Annotated in this window: 21 protein-coding genes and 1 tRNA gene; 8 read left to right on the forward strand and 14 right to left on the reverse strand. The window is 70.0% G+C overall.

Annotated elements, in window-relative coordinates:
* Window positions 1–94 precede the first annotated feature (94 nt).
* The gene (locus U870_RS0112460) at window positions 95–811 is read right to left on the reverse strand and encodes a MarR family winged helix-turn-helix transcriptional regulator (protein ID WP_240183694.1); all 717 of its coding nucleotides are present in this window, start codon (window positions 809–811) and stop codon (window positions 95–97) included.
* 55 nt (window positions 812–866) lie between these two features.
* Between U870_RS0112460 and U870_RS24655 the strand changes: the two genes are divergently transcribed.
* Window positions 867–1,928: a hypothetical protein gene (locus tag U870_RS24655; RefSeq protein ID WP_025157719.1), complete on the forward strand. Its 1,062-nt coding sequence runs from the start codon at window positions 867–869 to the stop codon at window positions 1,926–1,928.
* 93 nt (window positions 1,929–2,021) lie between these two features.
* On the opposite strand, the gene U870_RS0112475 is transcribed toward U870_RS24655, so the two are convergent.
* Window positions 2,022–3,863: a glucoamylase family protein gene (locus U870_RS0112475; RefSeq protein ID WP_025157720.1), complete on the reverse strand. Its 1,842-nt coding sequence runs from the start codon at window positions 3,861–3,863 to the stop codon at window positions 2,022–2,024.
* Window positions 3,864–3,998: 135 nt separating this feature from the next.
* Here U870_RS0112475 and idi point away from each other — a divergent pair, with 135 nt between their 5' ends.
* Both idi and U870_RS0112485 read left to right on the forward strand, forming a co-directional pair.
* A complete protein-coding gene (idi, locus tag U870_RS0112480) occupies window positions 3,999–4,547 on the forward strand; it encodes an isopentenyl-diphosphate Delta-isomerase (protein WP_025157721.1) in 549 nt (182 codons plus the stop codon).
* Between the two features lie 151 nt (window positions 4,548–4,698).
* Window positions 4,699–5,547: an SDR family oxidoreductase gene (locus U870_RS0112485; RefSeq protein WP_025157722.1), complete on the forward strand. Its 849-nt coding sequence runs from the start codon at window positions 4,699–4,701 to the stop codon at window positions 5,545–5,547.
* Between the two features lie 89 nt (window positions 5,548–5,636).
* Here U870_RS0112485 and U870_RS0112490 read toward each other — a convergent pair whose 3' ends face one another.
* From U870_RS0112490 to U870_RS0112525, 8 genes are all read right to left on the reverse strand, one after another.
* On the reverse strand, window positions 5,637–6,161 hold the full coding sequence (locus tag U870_RS0112490) for a hypothetical protein (protein ID WP_025157723.1): 525 nt from the start codon (window positions 6,159–6,161) through the stop codon (window positions 5,637–5,639).
* 23 nt (window positions 6,162–6,184) lie between these two features.
* On the reverse strand, window positions 6,185–6,790 hold the full coding sequence (gene dcd / locus U870_RS0112495) for a dCTP deaminase (protein WP_025157724.1): 606 nt from the start codon (window positions 6,788–6,790) through the stop codon (window positions 6,185–6,187).
* A 74-nt stretch (window positions 6,791–6,864) separates the two neighbouring features.
* Window positions 6,865–9,135: a glycoside hydrolase family 3 N-terminal domain-containing protein gene (locus tag U870_RS0112500; RefSeq protein ID WP_052357704.1), complete on the reverse strand. Its 2,271-nt coding sequence runs from the start codon at window positions 9,133–9,135 to the stop codon at window positions 6,865–6,867.
* Window positions 9,132–10,172 carry an ABC transporter permease gene (locus tag U870_RS0112505; RefSeq protein WP_115644441.1) on the reverse strand — a complete coding sequence of 347 codons (1,041 nt, stop codon included), beginning with the start codon at window positions 10,170–10,172 and terminating at the stop codon, window positions 9,132–9,134. The genes U870_RS0112500 and U870_RS0112505 overlap by 4 nt, the downstream gene beginning before the upstream one ends.
* An 86-nt stretch (window positions 10,173–10,258) precedes the next feature.
* Window positions 10,259–11,329, reverse strand: coding sequence for an ABC transporter permease (locus U870_RS0112510; protein WP_025157727.1), 1,071 nt, complete (start codon window positions 11,327–11,329; stop codon window positions 10,259–10,261).
* Window positions 11,326–12,174 (reverse strand): ABC transporter ATP-binding protein, encoded by an 849-nt coding sequence (locus U870_RS0112515; RefSeq protein WP_025157728.1) that lies wholly within the window; start codon window positions 12,172–12,174, stop codon window positions 11,326–11,328. The genes U870_RS0112510 and U870_RS0112515 overlap by 4 nt, the downstream gene beginning before the upstream one ends.
* Window positions 12,171–12,995 (reverse strand): ABC transporter ATP-binding protein, encoded by an 825-nt coding sequence (locus tag U870_RS0112520; protein ID WP_025157729.1) that lies wholly within the window; start codon window positions 12,993–12,995, stop codon window positions 12,171–12,173. Before U870_RS0112520 ends, U870_RS0112515 begins: the two co-directional genes overlap by 4 nt.
* Window positions 12,996–13,080: 85 nt before the next feature.
* A complete protein-coding gene (locus U870_RS0112525) occupies window positions 13,081–14,757 on the reverse strand; it encodes an ABC transporter substrate-binding protein (RefSeq protein ID WP_025157730.1) in 1,677 nt (558 codons plus the stop codon).
* Window positions 14,758–14,910: 153 nt separating this feature from the next.
* Between U870_RS0112525 and U870_RS0112530 the strand changes: the two genes are divergently transcribed.
* The 3 genes from U870_RS0112530 (at window position 14,911) to U870_RS0112540 (ending at window position 16,801) form a co-directional block, all read left to right on the forward strand.
* Window positions 14,911–15,558 carry a TetR/AcrR family transcriptional regulator gene (locus tag U870_RS0112530; protein WP_025157731.1) on the forward strand — a complete coding sequence of 216 codons (648 nt, stop codon included), beginning with the start codon at window positions 14,911–14,913 and terminating at the stop codon, window positions 15,556–15,558.
* A gap of 23 nt (window positions 15,559–15,581) precedes the next feature.
* Window positions 15,582–16,706, forward strand: a complete 1,125-nt coding sequence (locus tag U870_RS0112535; RefSeq protein WP_240183695.1) for a DUF4037 domain-containing protein — start codon at window positions 15,582–15,584, stop codon at window positions 16,704–16,706.
* A gap of 21 nt (window positions 16,707–16,727) precedes the next feature.
* A tRNA-Gly gene (locus U870_RS0112540) sits at window positions 16,728–16,801 on the forward strand.
* Window positions 16,802–17,045: 244 nt separating this feature from the next.
* Here U870_RS0112540 and U870_RS0112545 read toward each other — a convergent pair.
* Genes U870_RS0112545 through U870_RS0112560 form a run of 4 tightly spaced genes read right to left on the reverse strand, consistent with a single transcriptional unit; the run spans window position 17,046 to window position 24,367 of the window.
* Complete coding sequence (locus tag U870_RS0112545) at window positions 17,046–19,226, reverse strand: glycoside hydrolase family 3 protein (RefSeq protein ID WP_025157733.1); 2,181 nt, start codon at window positions 19,224–19,226, stop codon at window positions 17,046–17,048.
* A 47-nt stretch (window positions 19,227–19,273) separates the two neighbouring features.
* The gene (locus U870_RS0112550) at window positions 19,274–21,730 is read right to left on the reverse strand and encodes a glycoside hydrolase family 2 TIM barrel-domain containing protein (RefSeq protein ID WP_025157734.1); all 2,457 of its coding nucleotides are present in this window, start codon (window positions 21,728–21,730) and stop codon (window positions 19,274–19,276) included.
* 43 nt (window positions 21,731–21,773) lie between these two features.
* On the reverse strand, window positions 21,774–22,994 hold the full coding sequence (locus U870_RS0112555) for a glycoside hydrolase family 1 protein (RefSeq protein WP_025157735.1): 1,221 nt from the start codon (window positions 22,992–22,994) through the stop codon (window positions 21,774–21,776).
* A 20-nt stretch (window positions 22,995–23,014) separates the two neighbouring features.
* On the reverse strand, window positions 23,015–24,367 hold the full coding sequence (locus tag U870_RS0112560; protein WP_025157736.1) for an MFS transporter: 1,353 nt from the start codon (window positions 24,365–24,367) through the stop codon (window positions 23,015–23,017).
* Between the two features lie 98 nt (window positions 24,368–24,465).
* Between U870_RS0112560 and U870_RS0112565 the strand changes: the two genes are divergently transcribed.
* Window positions 24,466–25,089, forward strand: a complete 624-nt coding sequence (locus tag U870_RS0112565; protein WP_025157737.1) for a TetR/AcrR family transcriptional regulator — start codon at window positions 24,466–24,468, stop codon at window positions 25,087–25,089.
* Window positions 25,090–25,230: 141 nt separating this feature from the next.
* Entirely contained in the window at window positions 25,231–25,794 is a 564-nt protein-coding gene (locus U870_RS0112570) for a histidine phosphatase family protein (RefSeq protein WP_025157738.1), read from the forward strand.
* The last annotated feature ends 123 nt before the right edge of the window (window positions 25,795–25,917 follow it).

Consider the following 25,917-nt stretch of genomic DNA (forward strand, 5'->3'; position numbering starts at 1 on the left):
CGGCCGACCCCCGCGCTCCCCCGCCCCGCCGCCGGGTACGCCGAGCGTTCGTGTACTCGACGGGCGGGATGGGCGTGGGAGGGCGCGCTAGGGGTCAGGCGCGCGGCCAGGCGCGGACGAAGCGGTCGAAGAGCTCGGCGAAGGTACGGGCCTCCTCCGGCGAGAAGTCGGCGAGGGCCGACTCGACCGCGCTACGACGATGCGTGCGCACCTCGTCGAGCTGGGCGCGACCCGCGGCCGTGAGCTGGATGAGCGCGCGCCGGGCGTCGGACGGATCCGGGACGCGTCGCACGTGCCCGCGCTCGACCCCCTCCTGCACCAGGCGGCTCGCCCGGGGCTGATCGACGCCGATCGCCTGCGCGAGGGAGCTGATCGAGAGCGGGCTGCCCGCGGCCTCCGCGGTCTCCAGCGCCTCCAGCATCCGGATGCGGGCGATGCGGCCGAGGCTGCCGTCACGCCCTCTGCGGCCCGGGCCGGGGCGCGCGGAATCGCCGAACGGCGGGTGGTCGTGGTCGGGATGATGTCCGGTGCGATCGCGTTCGGGGCGGTCGTGGGCGCCGTGGTCGTGGGCGACGTACCCCTGAGCGCCGTGTCCCTGAGCCCCGGTGCCCGGAGCGTCGCGGTCGCCCCCGGACGCCCCCCACGGCCCTCGCGGGCCCCAGGCGTGCGGGCCACGGCCGAACGGCTCCCCCCAGGGGCCGGGCGGACGACGGCGCGATTGATCGCGCCGCACCGCGACCAGCGCACTCTCGATCAGAGCGATCACGTCCGCTGAGGGCGAACCGTGCTGAGCTTGACTCTCGTCATCCATGTATGTAACTATACATTTACTTGTCACGATACATGCAAATAGGAAGGGGTCCCCGATGACGAACATCGACGACTCGAACAACACCCCTGCCTCGACTCCGCCCGGATACTGGTTCGGCGAGATCGAGGGCCGGCTGCGCGACCGCATGCGCGACGCGCTGGCCGAGCAGGGCCTCCGCCGCGGCGGCTGGCGCCTGCTCCACTCCCTCTCCGAGGGCCCGGCGACCGCCGCCGAGCTCGCGGACCGACTCCCCCGCGGGCGTCGCGGCCACGGACGCGGGCACGGACGAGACCACAGCCACGGGCACGGCGCTTTCGGCCGCGGTCGCGATCACGACGGTTCCGGCACGCCGGAGCGTGGTGAGCGCGGCGAGCGCGGCACTGGCCGCGACGGATTCGACCGCGGCGGGTTCGACCCGCGCGAACGCGCCGGTTTCGACCCGCGCGACGGCGGCGCGCGCCACCCGTACCCGCACCCTCGCGCGCAGGCCGCCTGGACCTACAGCCGCGAGACGTGGCGCGCCGAGCGCCCGTTCGGGCCGGGAGGCGGCCACCCCGATCGCCACGACGCCGACTCCCACGCCGAGACTCACGGTCACGACGGGCCGCGCGGCCACGAACACCACGACCACCACGACCGCGAGGCCGCCTTCGAGCGCGGCTTCGAGCGCGGGTTCCTGCGCGGCTCCGCCGCGGCGCCCGCGTTCGGCGGACCGTTCGGCGGACCGTTCGGCGGACCCGGCGGCTTCCGCGGCGGCCGCGGCTTCGGCCCGCACCGCGGTCACGGCGGTCCGCAGGCACGCTGCGACGGCGACCGCCGCGCAGCACGCATCGAACGCATCCTCGCCGACTTCACCGAACGCGGCTGGGTCTGGTTCGACGGCGACCGCGCGACGCTGACCGACGAGGGCCGTGCCGCCCACGACGCCGCGTTCGTGCGGATCCAGGAGGTGCGCGGGGCCATGGCCGACGGCATCTCGGACGAGGACTTCGCCACCACCCTGGCCACCCTCGAGACGATGGCCCGCAACCTCGGCTGGGAGCCGCGGGAGCAGCGGGAGCAGACGCCTGGCGGCGAGCCGGGTGCGGCGGAGACAGGTCGGACCGAGAACGACTGACCGCCATCCGTCGACCAGCGGCGGACCGTACGGAGGCCGGGACGCACGAGCGTCCCGGCCTCCGGTCTCTGCGTCGCGCGGTCGCGCCGGCCGTCACCCGATACGACGACGCCTCCGCACGACCGCGAGCGCCGTGATCCCGGCTCCCACGAACAGCACGGCCAGCGCGGGCACGACGACGGCCGCGCCTCCCACGCGCGAGCCCGTCGCGGCGAGCTCGCCGGCCGCGATGCTCGCCGGCACGACGCCCGCCGCCTCGGCGCCTTCGCCGACCACGCCACCGCCGGCCGCCGAGCGCGGAGCCCACGCCGCCGAGAACGTCTGCGCCGCCATCAGCGGCTGGAGGGAATCCCGCACCGCGTCGTCGGCGAAGAGGGTGCGCATCGCGCCGTGGTCGAGGCCATTGGCGACGGCGGCCATGATCATCGACTGGTCAAGGGAGAGGTAGCGCTCGGCGGTGCGACCGCTGTGCACGGCGACGGCGTCGTAGAAGCCGCCGGGGCCATAGGCGTGCAGGTCGCGTTCGATGCCACGCAGGTTCTCGACCGCGCCGTGGGCGTCGTAGCCGAGCGCCAGGAACGACGCGTGCGGCGTCACGACGCCGTCGCCGTACGTCGGCGTCGGATTCGTGCCGCGTTCGGCTGTCGGGCAGCCCTCGAAGGGCAGGTCGACGTCGGTGTTCTCCTGGTCGGAGAAATACCCGTCGGCGCGCATCCCGGCAGCATCCACGCCATACTCGCGGTAGCCGCCGTCCGGGTTGCTGGCCGGCGAGAAGCCCCAGTAACCGTAGCCGGCGTCCTGACCGTGCTTCTCCTGCACGGCGACCGTCACCGGATGATTCACGCCCCATGAGGTCGGGCCCCAGTCCTCCTCGGGCACCAGGAGGTCCGGCATCAGCGCCTCGAACATGCTGCCGCCCCAGCTCGGGACGAATCGCATGCCGTCGTACCGGTAGGCGCCCTCGTAGACGGTGAGGCCGCCGTAGACGCGGTCCTCGCCGACGGGGCTCTGCTCCTGCCACGCGTAGTCGCACCCGGCGGGCATGGTGCGGAAGGTGCCGTACAGGCCGGTGGGCGGGATCTGCCCATTGACGATGCCGAGGTAGGTGGCGATGCGGCTCTCGCTGACCGTCGTGTCGTACCAGTGGCAGGTGTAGAAGACGTTCGGGCCGCTCCCGGAGAACGGGGCCCGCTCGCTGGCGCAGGTGTCGCCGGGCTGCTCCTCCCAGAAGCCGCCCTTGTTCGTCCCGGCGGGGAGGTGGGGATTGTACGGGGTCGGGTCGAAGAAGACGCCGAAGTCCATCGAGTCGTAGAGCGCGCGGGCGCGGTCGGTCAGCGTCGGCTCTCCGTTCGCGACCATGCGCAGTGCCGCCGCGAGCCAGCCGTTGTCGACCGTGCTGAGGAAGGGATGGACGACCGAGCCATCCTCCGGCCACGTCGTGAGCTTCTGCCCGTCGGCGGGCGAGTACCAGTTGTAGAACATGCCGCTCGCAGCGTTGCGTTCGAGGTGCTCGAGCGTGCCGATGGTGGTGGTGAGCCGGTCGCGCGCCTCGTCCGCCGAGATGATCCCGAGCCCGCGCGCGGCGAGCGTCGACCAGAGGTAGCCGCCGACGTTGGTCGGGGAGGTGTGGCCGCTCGCGGACGCGGGGTCGAGGCTGCCGTCGATGTTGTCGGCAGGGAGGCCGACGGCCGGGTCGGTCATCGCGTCGAGGGAGTGCCAGGTGTCGGCCGCCCATCGGTGCAGGTCGGCGGAGAACGGGGTGGCGTCGCCGGAGGCGGGACCGTGGGTGTCGACGGAGATCGCGGCTGGTTCCGTGCGGGCGGGACCCGGTGGTGCTGCGACCGCCGGAGCGGCCAGGGCGACAGCGCCGGCGAGCGCGGCGGCGAGGGCTGTTCCGCCGGTGCGCAGGGCGCGGCGGGAGAGGTGAAGGGGCATCATCGTCCTTTCGCCGGCATTCCGACAGCGGTGTGCGGAATGGCGGACGTCACGGTTTCGAGCGAGTGTATGCGCATACATCCGCACTCGCAACCCTCTCGGCCTCTCGCGACCGGCGACGCCTAGGATGGACGCATGACGCCATCCCGGGAAGAGGTCGTGCTGCTGGCCGAGGACGGGACGCCGATCGGGACGGCCGACAAGGCCACCGTGCACACCACCGAGACACCGCTGCACCTGGCGTTCTCCTGCCACCTCTTCGACGGCGAGGGGCGCATCCTCGTCACCCGCCGCGCGCTGGGCAAAGCCACCTGGCCCGGCGTGTGGACGAACTCGTTCTGCGGGCACCCCGGCCCCGGCGAGACGTTCGACGACGCGATCGTCCGCCGCGCCCGGGAGGAGCTCGGGGCGTCGATCGAGAACCTCGTGGTCGCCCTGCCGGACTTCCGCTACCGCGCCGTCGACGCCGGCGGGATCGTGGAGTACGAGATCTGCCCCGTCTACACGGCGACGATCTCGGGCGAGCTCGCCCCGTCCGCCGCAGAGGTCGCGGAATGGGAGTGGGCGGACCCGCGCACACTGCTCACCGCGGTGGAGGCGACCCCCTGGGCGTTCAGCCCATGGCTCACCCTCCAGCTCCCGGCGCTCTACGGGGCGGACGACGAAGCTTCGGGCCAGCTGTGAGAACGTCTCATATTTTCCACTTGTGAAAACTCCTGTGGATAACTCACGTCTGGGGTATGCCCGCGGCCGAATACCTTCGTGCGCTCAGCGACTCGGTGGGAGACCGCCCAGCGTTTGACTTCGAGCGCACTTCACGGAGCATGCTGAGAGCATGACCCCTCTCTCCCGCACTCCCGTCGCCCTCGTCACCGGCACCTCCACCGGCATCGGACTCGAGACCGCGATCGCCCTCGCTCGCTCCGGATGGGATGTCGTCGCCACCGTCCGCGACGTCTCCCGCGCCGATCGGCTGCACGACGCCGCTGCCGCCGCCGGCGTGTCCCTCGACCTCCGAGCGCTGGATGTGACGGACGGCTCGGCCTCCGCAGCGCTCGTCGAACAGGTCGCGACGGAGCGCGGTCGCCTCGACGCCCTGGTCAACAACGCCGGCGCCGCCGCTCTCGGCACCGCCGAGACGATGGGGATCGATCGCGTCCGCGCCGCCATGGAGGTCAACTTCTTCGGCGTCGTGCAGTTGACCCAGGCGGCGCTGCCCGCGCTGCGCGCCTCCGGTGGGCGCGTGGTGACGGTGTCGAGTGTCGGCGGCATCGTCGGGCAGCCGTTCAACGACGCCTACTGCGCGGCCAAGTTCGCGGTCGAGGGTTTCATGGAGAGCCTCCACCCGGTCGCCGCCGCCCACGGTGTCGCCGTCATCGTGGTGGAGCCCGGCGCGGTCGCGAGCGAGTTCGTCGCCAACGCGACCGAGGGCCGGGACGCCGCCCTCGCCGACGCCGGACCGTACGCCCCGCAGCTCGCCGCCTACCTGGAGCGCACCGCCGGCGCCTTCGCCGCGGCGCAGCAGCCCGCCGAGGTCGCCGCGGTCATCGAGCGCGTGCTGACCGAGGCGGAGCCGCCGTTCCGCGTGCAGACGTCGGACGCCGCTCGCGCCTTCGTCGGCATCACGCTCGCCGACCTCGACGGCTCGCGCGTCACCGGCGCGACCGCGAAGTGGGTCGCGTAGCGGGCGCGCATCCAGTGGTCGCAACACGCCGTCCGCCCACGTGCGCGCACGGCGTGTTGTGACGAGTGGATGCTCGGGCGGGGCGGCGACTAGGCGGTGCGGGTCGCGGTGATGTGCTGCTCGAGCCACCAGGTGCGGCCCTCGTCGTCGGAGACCCAGCCGTCCCACTCGAACGAATCCGCGGTGATGGAGGAGAAGTTCCAGCGGATCGGGCGGCCGTCGGTCTGCGTGCCGTCCTGGCGGATCCCGTCGCGGTGGCCCGAGGCGACGAGGGTGCAGAAGTCCCCCGCCACGGCGCCGAACCAGCTCACCCGCCACGCGCCCAGCACCGGGTCGTAGACCCGGATCGTCGTGCCCTTGGACTCGGTGCGGGTGGGATCGGCCGCGGCCGGCGCCACCAGCACGTCCTGCACCGCGCGCCCGCCGAGCGTGTAGGCGAAGAGCCAGTCGGTCTCGAACTCGCTCCAGGCTCCCGACTCCTCGTCGAGGAAGCGGCACTCCGCGCGCCAGCTGCCGACCAACTGGCCGAAGAGGTGCATCCGCTGCGGTCGCACCGGCGTGGGGCCGGTCGCGATCAGGGCACTCGCGAAGAGGGCATCGGTCGACTCGCTCATGGTGCGCCTCCCGGGTCGTGGTCTCAGCTGGACGGGCGTCCGGCCTCGGTGCCGGACACATCCGTCCGGTGGAAGTTGAGGTGCGAGCGCGACGCCGTCGGCCCGCGCTGCCCCTGGTAGCGGGAGCTGTACTCGCTCGACCCGTAGGGCTTCTCGGCCGGCGAGGTGAGCCGGAAGAAGCACATCTGGCCGATCTTCATGCCCGGCCACAGCTTGATCGGGAGGGTCGCGACGTTGCTGAGCTCCAGCGTCACGTGCCCCGAGAACCCCGGGTCGATGAACCCGGCGGTCGAGTGCGTCAGCAGGCCGAGGCGGCCGAGTGAGCTCTTGCCCTCCAGCCGCGCGGCGACGTCATCGGGGAGGGAGACGCGCTCGTACGTCGAGCCCAGCACGAACTCGCCCGGGTGCAGGATGAACGGCTGGTCGGCCTCCACCTCGACGAAACGGGTCAGCTCGGGCTGGTCCTCCGACGGGTCGATGAACGGGTACTTGTGGTTGTCGAACAACCGGAAGAACCGGTCCAGGCGCACGTCGATGCTCGACGGCTGGATCATCTGGGAGTCGAACGGCTCCAGGGCGATCCGTCCGGCGCCGAGCTCGGCCTTGATGTCGCGATCGGAGAGAAGCACGGGGACAGCTTATCGGGTGGGTGTCGGGAGGGGTGCGGGAGCCGAGCGGCCCCCGCACCCCGCGCCGTCGGGCGTCATCGCACCTCGAACTCGGCCACCAGCAGGTCCTCGGTCCGCGACGACGGACCGACGAGCAGCTCGAAGGTGCCGGCCTCGACGAGACGGACGGCGGCGGCATCCACGATCGTGCACTCGGCGACGGGCAGCGTGAGCGCGACGCGGGCGGACTCGCCCGGCGCCAGGTCCACCTGGCGGTAGGCCTTCAGCTCCCGGTCGGCCCAGCTCACGCTGGTGACGGCGTCGCGCACGTACACCTGCACGGTCTCACGCACCGGACGGTCGCCGGTGTTGCTCACGGTGACCTCGGCCTCGATGACGTCCCCGGCGGCGAGCGCGGTGCGGGCCAGCGCGAGGTCCGCGTACTCGACGGTGGTGTACGAGCGGCCCTGGCCGAACGCCCACGCGGGCGCCTGGGTGAGGTCGGCGTAGCGGTCGCCGTGCTGCCCGCGGATCTGGTTGTAGTAGGTCGGCTGCTGGCCGACGTGGCGCGCGAACGAGATCGGCAGGCGGCCCGAGGGCTCGATGCGGCCGACGAGGAGCTCGGCCAGCGCCTGGCCGCCGAGCATCCCGGGGTTCGCGGCCCAGATCACTCCCGCCGCCCGGGCGGTCGAGGCGGGGAGGACCAGCGGCTTGGAGGCGAGCAGGATCACGACGACGGGCTTGCCCGTCGCGATGAGCGCGTCGAGCAGGGCGTTCTGGCCGCCGATCAGTTCGAGCGTGGCGGTGGAGCGCCCCTCGCCGACGAGCTCGATCCGGTCGCCGACCACGGCGACGACGACGTCCGACTCCTCGGCCGCGGCCACGGCCTCCGCGATCAGCCGCTCGTCGGGTGCGCAGGGCACGACCACCGGGGGCCGGGGCTGACCGTCCGGGAAGGTGCGGCCGTTGGGGTCGTCCTCGAGCGTCAGGATGTCGGCGCCGCGTGCGTAGCGGACGCTGACGCCGTCGATGGCGCGCAGCCCGTCGAGCACCGTGGTGATCATCTCGCGCGGCTGGCCGTCGAGCCAGCCGGCCTGGCCGGATCCCCCGGCCCAGTCGCCGAGCTGGGTCTGCGCGTCGTCGGCCAGCGGGCCGACCAGAGCGACGCGGACCGGCGCGGCGGACTCCGCCGTCAGCGGCAGCGTCCCGTCGTTCTCCAGCAGCACGACGGAGCGGCGCGCGACGTCCAGGTTGAGGGCCGCGTGCTCGGCGCTGCCGACGACCGTGTCGAGATCATCGGCGGGGAGGCGCGGGTCCTCGAACAGTCCGAGGTCGAACTTGAGCGTCAGGATGCGCGCGACCGCGGCGTCGAAGGCGTCCTCGGCGAGCAGCCCCTGGGCCACCGCCTCCAGCGCGCCCTCGAAGAACAGCGGCGTGGTCATGACCATGTCGTTGCCGGCCGTCACGGCCGCGGCGGCGGCGTGGGCGTAGTCGGGCTGGACCTTCTGCTCCCAGACCATACGGCCCACGTTGTCCCAGTCGGTGATGAGGGTGCCGGTGTAGCCCCACTCGCCGCGGAGGACCTCGTTCAGCAGCCAGTCGTTCACCGTGATCGGCACACCGTCGGTGCTCTGGTAGCCGAGCATGAAGGTGCGGCAGCCTTCCCGGGCCACGCGCTCGAACGGCGGGAGGAACCAGCTGCGGAGCTTGCGACGGGAGATGTCCGCTTCGCTGGCGTCCCGGCCGCCCTGGGTCTCGGAGTAGCCGGCGAAGTGCTTCGCCGTCGCCAGGATCGCGGTCGGGTCGTCGAGACCGTCCCCCTGATAGCCGCGGACCATGGCGCTCGCCAGCTCGCCGATGAGGTGCGGGTCCTCTCCGAACGTCTCGCTGACCCGGCCCCAGCGCAGGTCCCGCGCGATGCAGAGCACTGGAGAGAAGGTCCAGTGCACACCGGTGGCGGCGACCTCCTCGGCCGTCGCGCGGGCGACGCGCTCGATCAGGTCCGCGTCCCACGACGCGGCCAGGCCGAGCTGGGTGGGGTAGATCGTCGCGCCGGGCCAGAAGGAGTGCCCGTGGATGCAGTCCTCGCCGACCAGGAGCGGGATCCGCAGGCGCGTCTCGGCCGTGAGCCGGTTCGCCTCCAGGATGCGCTCCGGGGAGGTGTGCAGGATCGAGCCCACGTGACGCCGGAGGACGTGGTCACGCAGGTCGTCGCGGGCGTCGAGTTGGAGCATCTGCCCGACCTTCTCCTCGACGGTCATCCGGCCGAGCAGGTCGTCGACCCGCTCCGCCGTCGTCAACGACGCGTCCTGGTAGGGGAGGAGGTCGGCGGACAGGGTGTCCGCGAGGGGCAGGGTCGACGTCATTCCGTCACGCCTTCCGTGGTGGTCGTGGTGGACCCGTTGCCGGGCTTCGGGGCGTCCGCCCCGGTGCGCACCTGGGTGACGGTCGCGTTGATGTTCAGGCCCTTCTTCTTCATGGCACGGGCGCGCTCGCCCGCCGAGCGCAGGCGCGGGTTCACGTACTCGTCGATGCCGAAGTTGACCAGCGAGAGGGCGACGCCCAGGATCGCGATGCAGAGACCGGCGGGGACGTACCACCACCAGTAGTCCGGGAACGCGTTGTTCTGCTGCGCCCAGAACAGCACCGTGCCCCAGTTGAGGTTCGACACCGGGATGACGCCGATGAACGCCAGGGTCGTCAGGCCCAGGACCGCGGCGGTCATGGTGCCGACGAAGCTGGAGGCGATGAGCGCCATCAGGTTCGGCAGCATCTCGACCAGGATGATGCGGTGCAGCGGCTCCCCGTTGGCGCGTGCGGCCTGGATGAAGTCGCGGTTGCGCAGCGACATGGTCTGCGCGCGGAGCACACGGGCGCCCCACGCCCAGCCGGTGAGGCCGAGCACCGCGGCGATGACGATCAGCGGCGGGTCCTCGAACTGCGACGCGATGATGATCATCAGCGGGAGGCCGGGGATGACGAGGAACACGTTCGACAGCGCCGAGAGCGACTCGCTCTTCCAGCCGCGCAGGTAGCCGGCTGTCACACCGACGGCGATCGCGACGATCGTCGCCATGATCGTCGCCAGGAACCCGACGACGAGCACGCCGCGGGTGCCGTAGACGATCTGGCTGAAGACGTCCTGGCCGATGTGGGTCGTGCCCAGGAGGTGCTGGAACGACGGCGGCTGCAGGGTCTCGTCGAGGTTCTGCGCGTTGGGGTCGTACGGAGCGATCCACGGCGCGAAGATCGCGACGAGGACGAACACCCCGAGGATGATGAGGCCCGTGGCGGACTTCGGGTTGCTGAACATCGCCAGCGAGACCTTCAGCTGCGACCAGAAGGTCTTCCGCTCCGGGGTGTGCTCGGAGCCCTGCTGGGGGCGGCCGGCCAGGACGGCCATGGTCGCCGGGGCACCGACGCCGACCGGCTGATCGTGGGCCGGTGCGGTCTCGGCGGGGACTGTTCTTTCGGCGGGGGTGGTCATGTTCAGGCCTCCGTCTGGCGGGTGCGCGGGTCGAGGATGGCGTACGCGATGTCCGCGATGATGTTCGCCACCAGCACGGCCAGGACGAGGACGAGGAAGATCCCCTGCATCAGCGCGTAGTCCTTCGCGTTGGTCGCGTTGAGCAGCAACAGCCCGATTCCGGGATACGAGAACACCATCTCCATCACGAGCGTGCCGCCGACGATGAAACCGATCGCGAGCGCGAAGCTCTGGATCTGCGGCAGCACCGCGTTGCGGGCGGCGTAGCGCCAGAGCACGCGCCGGTTCGGCATGCCCTTGGCCTGCGCGACGGTGATGTAATCCTCGTCGAGCACGGTCAGCATCATGTTGCGCATGCCGAGCACCCAGCCGCCGAGCGAGACGACCACGATCGTGGCCACCGGGAGGACGGCGTGCGAGACGACCTCGGAGATGAACTCCGCGTTCCAGCCCGGCTCCACGCCCACTTCATACGCGTGCCCTGCGGGGAACCAACCGAGGGTCGTGGAGAAGATGGCGATGAAGATGAGGCCGAGCCAGAAGTAGGGGATGGTGCCGAGGAACGTCGTGACGGGCACGAACAGGTCGAGCCGGCTCCCGCGCTTCCAGCCGACGACCGCGCCCAGGCTGGTTCCGATGACGAACGAGATGATCGTGGCGACACCGACGAGTCCGAGGGTCCAGGGCAGGGCCGACGCGATCGCATCGCCGACCGGCGCCATGCCGGTCGAGATCGAGATGCCCAGGTTGCCGTGCAGGAGCATGTTCCAGTAGTTGACGTACTGGTCCCAGAGCGGGACGGACTTGTCCAGGCCGAACAGCGCGCGGAGCGCCTTCTCGGCGTCCGGCGTCAACTGACCCTGGCTCCGCGCCATGAACGAGTCGACCGCGTCGCCCTTCATCAGGCGCGGGAGGAAGAAGTTGACGGTGATGGCGGCCCACAGGGTGAAGGCGTAGAACGCCACCCGGCCGCCGATGAAGCGCCACGGGATCCGCGAGCGGCTGCGCTCCGTGCGGGCGGCCGTCGTGCCGACGAGCGTCGGGTCGACCGAGGTCTGCGAATCGGCGCTCACAGCGCACCTCCCGAAGTCTGCGTGGTCAGTGGGGTCTGCGCGGTCGCGGTGGCCTGGGCAGCCAGCTCCCGGAAGTGCTTCTCGGGGTCGGGCGACGCGGCGCGCAGCTCGCGGGTGTACGGATCCTGCGGGTGCAGGATGACGGCGTCGGCGGTTCCGCGCTCGACGACCTTGCCCTGGTTGAGCACCATGATCTCGTCGCTGAAGTGCCGCGCCGTGGCGAGGTCGTGCGTGATGTAGAGGACGCCGAGCCCCTCCTCGCGCTGCAGATCGGCGAGCAGGTTGAGCACGCCGAGGCGGATGGAGACGTCGAGCATCGAAACCGGCTCGTCGGCGACCAGCAGCGCCGGGCGCGAGGCCAGGGCGCGGGCGATCGCCACGCGCTGACGCTGACCGCCGGAGAGCTCGTGCGGGCGCCGGTCGATCACGGTGTCGGCGTCCAGCCGAACGCGCTCCAGCAGCCGCCGCACCTCGTCGTCGACCTCGCGCTTGGGGACGACGTTGTCGAGTCGCAGGGGGCGCTCGATGTGGTGGCGGATGGAGTGGGAAGGGTTCAGCGAGGCGAACGGGTCCTGGAAGACCATCCGCAGCTGCTGCCGGTAGCGCCGCAGCCCACGGCCGCGGCGCGGGATCGGGACGCCGTCGAGGAGGATCTCCCCGCTCGTCGGGGTCTCCAGTTGCGTCAGGATCTTCGCGATCGTCGACTTGCCGCTGCCCGACTGCCCGACCAGGCCGAGGGTCTGGTGCGAGCCCAGGGTGAAGCTCACGTCGTCGAGGGCCTTGAGCTGACCGGCCCCGCGGACGTTGTAGATCTTGGTGACGTTCTTGAACTCGAGGGTCGTCATCGCGCGACCACTCCTCTCTCTCCGGTCAGGCGCGGGAACGAGGCGAGGAGCTTGCGCGTGTACTCGTGCTGCGGGTCGTTCCAGATCTGCTCGGCCGGAGCCAGTTCGATGATCTCGCCCTCGCGCATGATCGCGATGCGGTCGCTGATCTCCAGCAGCAGGGGGAGGTCGTGGGTGATGAAGACGACGGAGAAGCCGAACTCGTGACGGAGCTGGGAGATCTGACGCAGGATCTCGCGCTGCACGAGCACGTCGAGTGCGGTGGTCGGCTCGTCCATCACCATCAGTTGCGGGCGGAGGGCGAGTGCCATCGCGATCATGACGCGCTGGCGCATGCCTCCGGACAGCTCGTGCGGATAGGAGCGCAGACGCTGACCGCCCACCTTCACGATCTCCAGCAGGTCGACGACGGCCTTGCGCCGCTCCGTGCGGTTCATCTCCGGCCGGTGCACGATGAACACGTCTTCGAGCTGCGCACCGATGGTCGCCACGGGGTTGAGGGCGTTCATCGCTCCCTGGAAGACCATGGAGATCTTGTCCCAGCGGAAGCGGCGCATCTGCTCGACGCCGAGGGCGTTGATGTCGACGTCGTCGCCGTCCTTGTCGTGGAAGACGACGCTTCCATCGGTGATGACGGCCGGGGGACGGAGGAGCCGCTGCACGCCGTAGGCGAGGGTGGTCTTTCCGCAACCGCTCTCGCCGGCGAGACCGACGATCTCGCCGCGCTTGATGTCGAGGGTGACGTTCTTGACCGCCTGGACCGGCGGATCCACGTCGTACACGACCGAGAAGTCGCGCACCGAGAGAAGGGTGTCTGTCATGAGTACGTCGCTTTCGTGCTGACCGCGAAGCGTCCGGGGCGGAGTCGGATCGAGACCGATTCCGCCCCGGACGGGTGGGGATGTGCTACTTGCTGACGGGCTTCAGCTTCATGAGCACCTGCACAGCCGAGGGCTGCGTCGGGTCAGCGGTCGCGTACTGGTCGCTCTCGCTGGGCCACCCGACGTACTTGCGGGTGTTGTACTCGGCGAGCTGCGGGTGGGTGCCGATCGCGATGGCCGGGACGTCCTCGACGAAGATCTTCTGGATCTTGTTGAGAGCGGCGGTGCGGGACGCGTCGTCGGACGCCTGCGCGTACTCCTTGAGGAGGGCGGTCGCCTCCGGGTTGTTGTAGCGCCCGAAGTTGTCCGCGACCTTGCCGTCGGCGGCCTGGTCGAGGTACGCGCCGTTCATGACGTCGTCGTAGATGTGCCACGGGTTCGAGCCGGAGCCGGTCCAGTGCAGGGCTGCGTCGAAGTTGCCGGTCGCGATGTTGGTGGTCCAGGTGTCGGCGTCCGGGGTGGCGACCTTGGCGTCGGCGCCGAGCGTGTTCTTCACTTGGGTGGCGACCAGCTGGATGCCGGTGACGTAGTCGTTCCAGCCCTGCGGGTCCTGCAGGGTGAAGGAGACCGGGTTGCCGGACGGGTCGATGAGGGCGCCGTCCTTCCAGGTGTAGCCGGCGTCGGTGAGGACCTTCTTGGCCCCGTCGACGTCGATCGAGAAGTTCTGGTCCTTGTACTCCGGAGCGATGTACTGGTCACCGGTCGGCTGCGGGATGCCCGTCACGTTCTTGAGCTCGGGACCGGCGTTGCTGCGGGCCTTCTCGGCGTGCGCCTTGCGGTCGACGACCATGTTGACGGCCTTGCGGAACGCGACGTTGTCGAACGGAGCCTTGGTGGTGTTGACCAGGATCATGTCCGGGCTGAGGACGTTCGCGCCCCAGAACACGTTGTGCTTCGGGTCCTTGTCGACGTAGTTCTTCTGGTAGTCGGTGATGAAGATCTGCGCCCAGTCGGTCTCGCCGTTCTGCAGGCCGCGGAGGAGGCCGGTGTTGTCGTTGTACTCGAGGTACTTCAGCTCGCCCACCGGGACCTTGCCGCCCCAGTAGTCGGTGCGGGCCTTGAGCACGACACCCTGCGACGAGAAGGTCTTGATCGTGTACGGGCCGGTGCCGACCGCGTCCTTGATCGCGTCCTTGGTCGGGTCGGCGATGCTCTTCCACTGGTGCTCGGGCACGATGGCGGTCTGGAGCACATCGCCCTGCTTGACGAACTTCGACTCGGTGAAGCTGAGGACGACGTTGTCCCCGTCCTTCTTGACGTCGGCGAGCTTCAGGCCGGCGAGGTCGAGGGCGGGAGTGCTCTTGATGAGGTTGAAGGTGAAGACGATGTCATCGGCCGTGAAGGGCTTGCCGTCGCTCCACTCGACGCCCTCGCGGGGCGTGACCGTCAGCTGCGTGTAGTCGGAGTTCCACTCGACCTTCGACGCGAGCCACGGGGTGGTCTCGTTCTTGCCGACCGGGTTGACCATGGCCAGCGGCTCGAAGATCATGCGGTTGTAGCCGAGCGACTGGCCGGAGCCGGTGGCGATGAACGGGTTGTTGATCTGCGTGGCGAGGACGGCGGCGCCGTCCGGCTTCGCGACGGTGATCGACCCGCCCGATCCGCTCGCTGCGTTCGAGCCGTTGCTCGCGCATCCCGTCAGCGCCAACGCGCCGACAGCGACGATCGCGGAGCCCGCGATCAAGAGCTTCCTAAGCCTCATTGCTTCTCCTTCGTGACGGCACAATCCTTGTGCCTGGTGGTGCAGGGGTGTGATGGTGAACATAACTTGCTTACTGGTCAGAAAGCAAGTTAGCGTGAGGTTACTGGGTGGTAAGCTGCCACGCAACCACCACAGAGCGAAAGAAGATGCGGGATGGCCACCACCGCCGGCACGGCCAACCCGCGCCCCGAGACCGAGCGCAAGCGCAAGGACATCCTGCGTGCGGCCGTCGAGGTCTTCGGCACCAAGGGCTCCACCAACGGCACCCTCGCCGACATCGCCGAGCAGGTCGGGATGACCCACGCCGGCGTGCTGCACCACTTCGGGTCGAAGCAGAACCTGCTCCTCGAGGTGCTCGAGTTCCGCGACCAGGACGACGTCGCCCACCTCGCCGACCGCCACATCCCGGGCGGCCCCGCCCTCTTCACCCACCTGGTGCAGACCGCGTTCCGCAATGCCCAGCGCGCCGGGATCGTCCAGGTCTACACCGTGCTCTCGGCGGAGTCCGTCACGGACGACCACCCCGCCAAGTCGTACTTCGAGGAGCGCTACCACACGCTCCGGCGCGAGATCGACGAGGCGTTCCGCGAGCTCTGCGCCCAGGAGGGCGTCACGGACCCCGACACCATCGATAAGGCCGCGGCCTCGATCCTCGCCGTCATGGACGGACTCCAGCTCCAATGGCTGCTCGAACCCGGATCCGTCGACCTCGCCGGCGCCAGCGAGTTCGCCATCCAGGCGATCGTGAACGGCGTGCTGCACCCGGGGCCGGAACTCACGTCGTACGCGCGCGAGGACTGAGGCCGGACGGCAGAATGGGTGGCGTGCCGGAGGACGCCGCGACAGGGATCGCGCTGTCGCGCGCCTATCTGGCGGAGGTGGTCGCACCGCTCCTCGTGGACGGCTTCCCCGGCATCCCTTTCGCCGCCGGACGGCTCGGAACCGGCTCGGACGTCCTGGGACTGGACGACGACGTCTCCCGCGACCACGATTGGGGTCTCCGGCTCAGCCTCTTCGTACCTCCCGGGCTGGCGGCAGGCGTGGACGCGCATCTCGCCGATCACCTCCCGACAGCGTTCCGCGGCCACCCCACCCGCTTCGCCTTCACCGGGGAGGGCGCACCCCGGCACCATGTCGAGGTGAGCTCGGTGGCGGACTTCGCCTCGGCCCGGCTGGGTTTCGATCCGCGCGACGGCATGGGCGTGCAGGACTGGCTCTCCGTCAGCGGTCAGGCGGCGCTGGAGGTGACCGCCGGCCCCGTCTTCGTCGACCGGACCGGCGACCTCGAGTCCGTGCGCCGCGCGCTGACCTGGTACCCCGACGACCTGTGGCGCCACGTGCTCGCCTGCGACTGGGACACGATCGGCCAGGAACTCCCCCTGGTGGCACGCGCGGCGGAGGTGGGGGACCGGCTCGGCTCACGGATCATCGCGGCCCGACTGTCCAAGACAGTGCTGCACCTCGCCTTCCTCCTCGACCGGTCCTGGCCGCCGTACGCGAAATGGTTCGGCACACGCTTCGCACGGCTGTCGCGCTCCAGCACCGTGGGCCCCGCGATCGCCGCCGTCCTCGACGCACCCGACCTGGCCTCCCGGCATCGCGGCCTGGCCGACGCCCTCGACGCCCTCCTCGATCAGCAGAACGCTCTCGGCCTGACATCGGTGGAGACGGCGCTCGTCCCGTTCTGGGACCGACCGCACCTGCACCCGGACCCGGCGATCGGTACGCAGCTCCTCGACGGCATCGCCGACCCCGAGGTGCGCCGCCTCCCGCGCGGGCTCGGCTCGATCGAGCAGCGCACCGACACCGTGGCCGTGCTCATGGATCCGCACGCGCGACTCCGGCTCGTCGGCTCCTCGGACCGGCCGGGGAGGTCCGACGGACCGGAGGAGGGTTTGGCCGAAGGCAGTCGAGCAGGTAGTCTGGCTGAACGTCCGGACGCCCGCTGATTCACTGGGATCTCCGGCCACGCGAGTGTAGTTCAATGGTAGAACTTCAGCTTCCCAAGCTGATAGCGCGGGTTCGATTCCCGTCACTCGCTCCACGATTCGACGAGCTCCGGTGTGAATCCTTCTCGCACATCTCGAGACGTGCCTCGGCAATGCGCGCGGATGGAGCCGGGACAGCACCGCCCCGACAGAGACCAGTGTGCCGCCCACGTTCCTCGGCCGAACACGGTCGCGAGGCTCGTCCTCCGACCGGCTCGCCGAGATGATCGCAGAGCAATGCACACGCGCGAAGCCGACAGAGCGAACGCGATGAGGGCTCTCAGCCGTGTCGGCTCCTGGTCAGCCCAGGCCGACGAGGCTCGGCACCACCGAGGCGACTCCCGGGTCATCGGCATTCGCGGCCGCCTCGACGACCACGTCGCCTGCAGGGTCGTGGAAGCCACCGTCGCACCAGTGTTTCGTGGGCCGGAGCGAACCGGCGACCCGGACCACGGCACTCTCTCCCGTATCCAGCCACACCGGAGCGAACCCGACGAGCACCCGCTCCGGGAAGTCCGCCTCACTGAGCCGTGCATACAACTGCACGACCTGGCGCCCCCTGCGTGAGCCGGTGTTGGAGACCCGGACGGTCGTCACGATGCTCTCGTCGTCGACCTCCACGACGGCGAGGGAGTCGATCGAGAACGTGGTGTACGAGAGACCGAACCCGAGCGGGAATGCCGCTGGGCGGCCGTCGCGGTCGAGGAGCCGCTGGCCGAACCACCGGTCGTAGGTGATCGACGTCGCGTTGCGGTCGAAGTACGGCAGGTGCGCCTCGCTCGTGGGGATGGAGTACGGCAGCCTGCCGACGGCGTCCGATTCGCCGAACAGGACCTCGGCGAGCGCAGCCCCGCCCTCGCTCCCGCTGTACCAGCCGAAGACCACGGCGGCGACGTCGTCGCGCCACTCCTCGGTGATGACGGCACCGGCGCTGACCATCACGACGACGGTGCGCGGGTTGGCAGCGGCGGTGGCCCGAATCAGGGCGACGTCGTGGTCGGGGAGCCGGAGCGAGACCCGGTCGCCGCCGTCGGCGTCACCCATGACATTTCCGCTCTCCTGGCTCATCCTCGCCAGGTCCACTCCGGGCGGGAACGGCGGGAAGACCGCGCGCACCTCAGGCGTGCTCATGCCTTCGGCACCGAGGTACTCCCCCTCGTCCGCGGCCGTGTAGCCGACGACGACGATGGCGACGTCCGCGACGGCAGCGGAGTCGGCCACGGCATGGAGGTCGTCACCGGGCAGGTGATCGATCTGCGCTCCGGGAAGGAACTGTTGCAGGCCCTCGAGCGGGGTGACGACGTGGGGTGTGCGAACGGTCGAGGAACCCTTGTCGCCGGTGTTCGAGACGTCGGCCAACGTTCCGACCAGGGCGATCCGACGCGTGGACGAGGCGTCCAGGGGAAGAAGTGGCGCATCGCCGACGACATCGTTCTTCACCAGCACGATCGCTTCGCGGGCGACTTCGCGGGCCAGCGCACGGTGCTCCGCCGAGAAGACGACGTCGTCGCCGGGCTCCGCAGCGAGGTCGGTGCTGTAGAAGCGGAGCTGCGTGGCGACGATCCGCAACGCCGCGCGGTCGACATCCGCCCAGGACGTCCTGCCTTCGGCGAGGTCTCCGGGCAACCGTTGAGCCCGCTGCTGACGCAATGGCGCCTCCACGTCGAGGCCCGCACGAAGCGACTTCGCCGTGTCGCGGAGCCCGAAGATGAAGTCGGTGATCGTGATGCCGGCGAAGCCCCACTCGTCGCGGAGGATATCGGTCAGCAGGTGCTCGTTCTGGCCGGCCCATTCGCCGTTGACGGAGTTGTAGGAGGCCATCACACCCTCGGCGCCCGCCTCGATGACGCGCCGGAAGTGCGGAAGGTAGACCTCGTGCAGCGCGGACTCGTCGACGGCGACGTCCACGGAGAAACGCGCATTCTCCATCGAGTTCAGGGCGAAGTGCTTGACCATCGCCATGCCGTGCCGACGGACTCCGCGGGTGACGGCCGCCCCCATCTCCCCGAGGATCAGCGGGTCCTCCGAGTAGGTCTCCTGCACACGCCCCCAGGCGGGATGGCGCGGGAGGTTGATGCAGACGCCGGCGAACAGGTTGCCGCCCTGGGCGCGCATCTCCGCACCGATGGCCTCCCCGACACGCTCCTCGAGCTCGACGTCCCAGGTCGCCCCCCGCGCCATGGCCACCGGAAACGCCGTGGACGCGCCCATCACCACGCCGCGCGGTCCGTCACTGAACCGGATGCCCGGCAGCCCGATGCGCTCGATCTCACCCATCACGATGGGGCGCACGTTGTAGGCGTGTCCCATCTCGGCCATCCCGCTCCAGAACTCGCCGTCGCCGTCGAGCAGCCAGAGCTGCTCCTCGGGGCTGAGCGAGTCGACCAGGTCGCGCGCCTCCTGGTGGGCGTCGGCGCCGTGACGGATGCGGTCGACAGCGCGGCCGAACGGGCTCGTGGGGTCGATGCGGTGTGCGGACATGGGTCCACCTTTCTTCGATGCGAATGGAGATTCCGAGCTGTGTCGACTCAGCTCACGGCGGCGTTCCGACCCGGTCCACGCTCGACGGCAAGCAGTGTCGTCGCGACCGACCCGAGCCCGTCCGCGCTGACGACCACGGTGATGTCGCCTGTCCCGGTGGGTCGCACGATGGCGAGCGCCCGGCCGTCGAAGGTCGTGCAGCTCGAGCTGTGGAACGGCTCCGCGCTGTCGGGCCGACCACTGCTGAGCGCCTGGAGCACGCCGGCGCCTTCCACCTCGACCGTGACGGTGGTGTCGGAGTCCGTGCTGAGGACGCCGCGCTCGTCGCGGAGCTCGATCGGCACGTAGGCGAGGTCGCCCGCCTCCACGCGGAGCTCGCTCCGCTCGGCCGCCACGACGAGTCCCGGCGCGCCGGAGGCCGTGGTGAGGGCCGTGCGGGCGACCTCTGAACCCCTTGCCGACGCGACGGCGACGATCTCGCCCGGCTGATACGCGATGTCGAACCGTGCTTGGAAGGCCCGCTCTGCGCCCACCTTCGATCGGCCGACGCTCTCGCCGTTGACGATGAGTTCGATCTCGTCGGCGTCGCTGTACACGTCGACGACGATCGGTGTCCCCGCTTCAGCGGACCAGGTCCAGCTACTGATGGAGTCCGTCCACGCCCATCCACCCGGCGCAGCCTGGCGGCCGCGGGTCTCGGGTCGGTGCACCGCGAGGTACGGCTCACTGCGCAGCCCGAAGACCGTCTCGCGGTAATAGGAGATGGTGCGGCGATGGCCGGTGATGTCGATGTCTCCGCACCAGGCCGTGCGCCACGGGTACGGCGCCTCGAACTCGGGCGCCTCGTCGGCGTAGCGGACGCGGCCGATGCCGACCTCGCCGAGGTAGTCCCAGCCGGTCCAGGTGAAGTCGCCGATGACGTGGACGTTGCGGGTCACCAGGTCCCACAGCACGTCGATGTGGCCAGGGAACGTCTCCGTGCCGACGATGACCCGGTTGGGGAACAGGTCCCGGTCCAACTCGTAGCGGCCGTCGCCGTAGTTCAGGCCGGCGACGTCGAGGACGCTGAAGGTCTCTTCGGTCTTCGCGGTGACCAGCGGGGAGGCGGTGACGCGGTTCATCATGTCGCCCGCGCTGCCCATGGCGTCGTTGACGCCGCCGGCCGCGCCCCCGCCCCCGCGTTCGCGCATCATGACCATCACGTCGGCGATGGTCGAGACGAAGCCGTTGACGCCGTTGGTGACGAGCCGGGTGCTGTCGAGGGCGCGCACCTTCTCGGCGATGCGGCGACCGAGCTGGGAGCCGAGCGGGCTGCCGGTCTCCGGGATCTCGTTGCCGATGGAGTAGAAGATGACGCTGGGGTGGTTGAAGTCCTGGGCGACCATCGACTCGATGTCGCGCTCCCACCAGTCGGCGAAGCGCAGCGAGTAGTCGAAGGAGGACTTGCTCTCGGTCCAGATGTCGAAGGCCTCGTCCATGACGAGCATCCCGAGCCGATCGCAGGCGTCCAGCATCGCGCGGCTGATCGGGTTGTGGGCGCTGCGGATCGCGTTGAAGCCGGCCGCTTTCAACCGTTCGATGCGGCGTGCCTCCGCGGCCGGGAAGGCGGCAGCGCCCAGCGGGCCGTTGTCGTGGTGGATGCAGGCGCCACGCAACTTGACGGTCTCGCCGTTGATGCGCAGGCCGTGCTGCGGGTCGATGCGGATGGTGCGGATGCCGAAGCGCTCGATCCGTTCCTCACGGATGTCGTCGCCGTCGCGCAGACGGACTCGCGCGGAGTAGAGGTGGGGCGAGTCGACGTTCCAGAGCACCGGCTCGGAGACGTACGTGCGGATCCTGGCGCGTTCCTCGCCGCCTGCTCGCAGCGTCACCGGGGCCGACCCCGAGGCGACGACAGCGCCGTCGGCGTCGAGGACGTCGAGGTCGACGCTGATCGTGCGGAGGCGCGTGGAGGCGTTGACGACCTCCACGCAGACCTCGACCGCGGCGCGTTCGGCATCCACGTCGGGTGTCGTCACGCGCACACCGAACGGGGTACTGTGCACGAACTCGTCCACCAGCAGCGATGCGCCGCGCGTGATGCCTGCGCCCGTGTACCAGCGCGAGTCGTCGTGAGCCCGCACCTCGACGCGGAGGGTGTTCGTCGCGCCGTAGCGGAGGCAGTCGTCCAGCGGCAGTACAAACGCCGTGTACCCGTAGGGTCGCTGGCCGACGACATCTCCATTGAGGAAGACGACGGCGTCGCGGTAGGCGCCATCCAGCTCGAGCGAGACGCGCTTCTGCGCCCACTCGGCCGGCACCTCGAACTCCTTGGAGTACTCGAACGCCGCGGATCGCGGGAAATAGGCGGATTTCCCGAGCCCGTCGGACGTGCGCTCCTGCCCGATGAGGGCGTCGTGCGGCAGAGTGACCGGGACGGCGGCCTCCCCCTGACCTCCGAGCTGCGCGAAGATACTGGTCTTGGGCCGGACGGTCCAGCCGTCGTTGAACGCGCTCCGGGTCATCGATTCCTCCTGAATGTTGCGGTGTGCTGAGCGTCTGACGCACTCACGGAGTGAGGCTCCGACCGTTGTCGCGGGCGACGCCACCCAGCCAGGCGAGGCTCCGCTTCGGCGAGCGGACGAAGGACGTCCGGTCCACCGCGATGAGCCCGAACGTGGGCTCCCAGTGACCCCACTCGTAGTTGTCGAGCAGGCTCCAGTGCAGGTAGCCGCGCACGTCGATGCCGTCGTCGATCGCGGCGGCGAGCCCGCGGAGTGCCTCCGTCGTATAGGCGATGCGCCGCTCGTCGTCAACGGTGGCGATGCCGTTCTCGGTGACGAGGACGGGCAGCCCCGTGACCTCCGATGCATGTCGCACCGCGATGCCGAGCGCGTCGGGTCGGTACGCCGCGCCGGTGAGGGTGTTGTCCGGGTGCTCGGGATGCGGGACGACACCGTTCTCGTCGACGTTCTGCGAGCTGTACGACTGCACGCCGATGAAGTCGTCGCCGCGCGCCGCCTCCAGGTAGATGTCCTCCGCCTCCCAGCGGATTTCGGCGAGCTTCGCCTCGTTCCCGGGGAGGGCCTCCAACGCCTGGTCGGCGATCGACCAGCCGACCTTGGCGGAGGTCGTCCGGCGCAGCACCTCGCGCGCCGCGTGATGCGCCGCGATGAAGGGCGCCGCGTACTCCGCCGTCGGGGTGGGGAGGTTCGCGGCGATCCGCGCCTGCTCGGCCTCGCCGTCGACCGTCGGGCTCTGCCAGGTCGAGAGCCGGCCGTCGCGCATGGCCTCCTGCAGCATCGTCATCATCGCGAGCATGTTGGGCTCGTTGATGGTGACGACCCACTCCACGCCGTCGAGGATGGCGGACGCCCGCTCCACATACGCGGCGAAGCGGTCGATCGCATCCGGGGCCGTCCACCCCCCGGCCTGGGCGAACCAGGCCGGGACGGTGAAGTGGTGCAGCGTGACCACCGGGACGATGCCCAGCTCGAGCGCCGTCTCGATCATGCGCCGGTAGTGGGCCAGCTCGGCAAGCGAGAACTGTCCCTGCTTGGGCTCGATGCGGGCCCACTCGATGCTGAACCGGTACGCGGTCAGTCCCGCCTCCGCCAGGAGCCGCATGTCCTCGCGATAGCGGTGGTAGCTGTCGACGGCATCGCCGCTCGGATCGGTTCCCGGCATCATGCCCTCGCGCAGCCACCAGTCGCTGTTGACGTTGCTGCCTTCGGTCTGATGGGCGGCGGTGGAGGCTCCCCAGAGGAAGCCGTCAGGGAAGGGCGACATGTTCGGCGACTCCTGGCGGATCAGCGGACGGACTTGATCCGCAGGATGAACACACCGCCGAGCAGGGTGAACACACCCGCGACGATGTAGAGCAGCGGGTAGTTCTTCTCCGCCGCGCTCACTCCGATGGCGAGGATCAGGGAGGCGGCGACCGGGGCGACAGCCTGCGGGATGGTGACGGCGAACTGGGTGATGCTGATGTACCGGCCGGCGTCGGTGTCCTTCTCCGGCAGCACGTCGATCATCAGCGCCTGGTCTACCGCCGAGAAGACGCCGATGGCGAAGTTGGCGAGCACGCTCCCCACGATGAGGAGGGTCAGGTCGGGGGCGAGGGCCTGCACGACGGATCCGGCGAGGAAGACGGCTGCCGCGGTGATGATGAAGGGCTTGCGGCGCTTGAGGCGGTCCGAGAGGAAGCCGCCGCCGACGGCGCCGAGGACCGTGCCCAGCACGCCGATGATGCCGGCGATCGCGATGATCCCGCCGACCTTCTCGACGGTCAGTCCGAGCCGCGCAGCGTAGAAGAAGGCGGTGAACGTCGTGGCGAGGGTGAGGCCGAAGAAGAACAGGAAGCGGCCGAGCCAGTTCCAGCCGAAGTCGCGATTCTCCATCGGGTTGAAGACATACTTCGAGATCACCGACGTGAAGGTCAGGCGGGTGTCGAAGGTGAGGCCGCGGCTGTCGCCCTCCTTGTAGCGCAGCACGAACAGACCGACCAGGACGATGGCGACGGCGCCGGGGACCAGGAAGAGGGCGAACGGGGACGAAGCGAGGGAGCCGGCGAGTGCCGAGCCGAAGACAGGAGCGACCATGGTCGCGAGCCCGGTGATGCCGGCGACCTTGCCGCGCTGCGAGAGAGGCAGCCGGTCGGCCTGGATGGCGACGAAGTTGTTGATCACCTGGCTGAACGTCATCTGCGCGAGCACCCAGCCGAGAGCGAGCACGATCAGGTTCGGCGCCACCGCGAGGATGACCAGAGCGATCGTCCCGCCGATCATGCCGCCGATCAGCCACGGCCGGCGGCGGCCGAGACGGGAGCGTGTCCGGTCGCTCAACTGACCGCCGAGGGGACCGACGAGCAGGGCGGCCAGGGAGCCGATGCCGAGGATGTAGCCGAGGTACTCCGCGTGTCCGGGATCGAGGCTGTTCACGCGGATGGAGAGCGAGATCGCCAGCGGGGTGACGAAGGCGAGGTAGACGCCGAAGACACCCGCAAAGAGGAGCCAGATGAAACTGGCGCGGACTCTGGGGAGATCCGGCTGGCCGGATCCCGCTGCAGCGGCCAGCGCCTCCGCCTCTTCGGAAGCGACCGGACCTGCCAAGGGGGCTGCCGCGCCCCCGACGGCGGAAAGCGTCTCGTCGTTGTGACTCATGGTGACCTCTTCGTCTGATTGAGCGCCGAAAACCCCATCCCAGCGCGATTTTCGATGACTGTAGCACGAAAGTCGCGCTGTGGTGGTAGTTTCATTTCATGAGCACCACGACGCGCGGCCCCTATGCGAAGACAGCCGGCGTCCGCAGGCGGATCCTCGATGCCGCGATGGATGTCTTCGCGGAGACCGGCTACCGCGCCACCACGATGAAGGAGATCGCCGAACGCGCAGGGATCAGCCAGCGCGGCCTCGTGCATCACTTCGCCAACAAGGCCGATCTGCTGGCCGCCGTGCTGGAGGTCCGCGAAGCGCAGAGCGCGGTCCTCATGCCGCCGCTCGGCTCGTCGATCGAGGCGTTCGCAGGCATGCTCGACGTCGTCGCCGAGAACAACAACAGGCCGGGGCTCGTCGAGCTCTACAGTGTGCTGTCCGCCGAGGGAACGGATCCCGAGCACCCCGGTCACGAGCACTTCCGCCAGCGCTACTCCGACCTCCGGGACTACTTCACGTTCGCCTTCGATGCGCTGCGCGCGCACGGCGAGCTCGAATCGACGCTGAGCTCGAAGGATTTGGCCGCGGGCTTCGTCGGCCTCATCGAAGGTCTCCAGATCCAGTGGCTCTACGACCGGAAGACGGTCGATCTCGAGCCGATCCTGCGGGCGTTCCTGGAGAGCGTCATCCCGCGGTACTCGACGTTGACCGCGGCAGCGCAGACCAGCTGAGGGTGTTCGGGGGCGATCCCGTCGCCGAGACCGTGGCGTGAGCGGCGCGGAGAGACCTTCGGACGCACCTCCCGGCCGTCCACTCGCGCCCTGGACGGCGGCGGCCCCGACACAGCAGTCTGAACCCCGGGGAGGAGCATGATGGACGACCGACGGAAGACCCTGTATCTCGTGCGCCACGGGCGGACGGCGCTCAACGCGGAAGGACGTCTGCGCGGACTGGCCGATCCGCCCCTCGACGCCATCGGTCACACGGAAGCCCGGGCGGTCGCCGAGGCCCTCGCCTCCCGGGGACTCGTCGCCGTGCGCTGCAGCCCGCTCAACCGAGCGGCGACGACCGCGCGGATCATCGCCGAGCGCTCCGGGTGCGAGTGGGAGTCCGACCCGGCCTTCAACGATCGCGACTACGGTCCGTGGACCGGACACCTCATGGCCGAGGTCGTCGCGGAGTTCGGGAGCGTCGATGCCGCACCCGGCGTGGAGCCCTCGTCTCGGGTGCTGGAGCGGGCCTTTCCTGCGCTGGACCTGCTCGTGACGGCGGCGGACGGCCCCGTCTGCGTCGTGACGCATGATGCCGTGATCCGACCGATCCTCCGCGCCGTCGATCCCGACCGCACCGATCTGCGCGTGCCCACGGGATCGTGGAACGAGCTGGTGCGGGATCACGACCGCTGGAGGATCGCGCAATCGGATCGGAAGCCCTGACCAGCACCCGGACCGTGGCGCGAACCCGCCGTGTCAGGATGGAGGCGCACTGCCGGGAAGGCCGGCGGTCGAGACGAACCGCCGGCGGGGCGGAGGACGGCAGGGCACGTGGGAGTCCGCGCT

The sequence above is a fragment of the Leifsonia aquatica H1aii genome (assembly GCF_000633535.1).
In the GTDB taxonomy this organism is placed as follows: domain Bacteria; phylum Actinomycetota; class Actinomycetes; order Actinomycetales; family Microbacteriaceae; genus Leifsonia; species Leifsonia aquatica_A.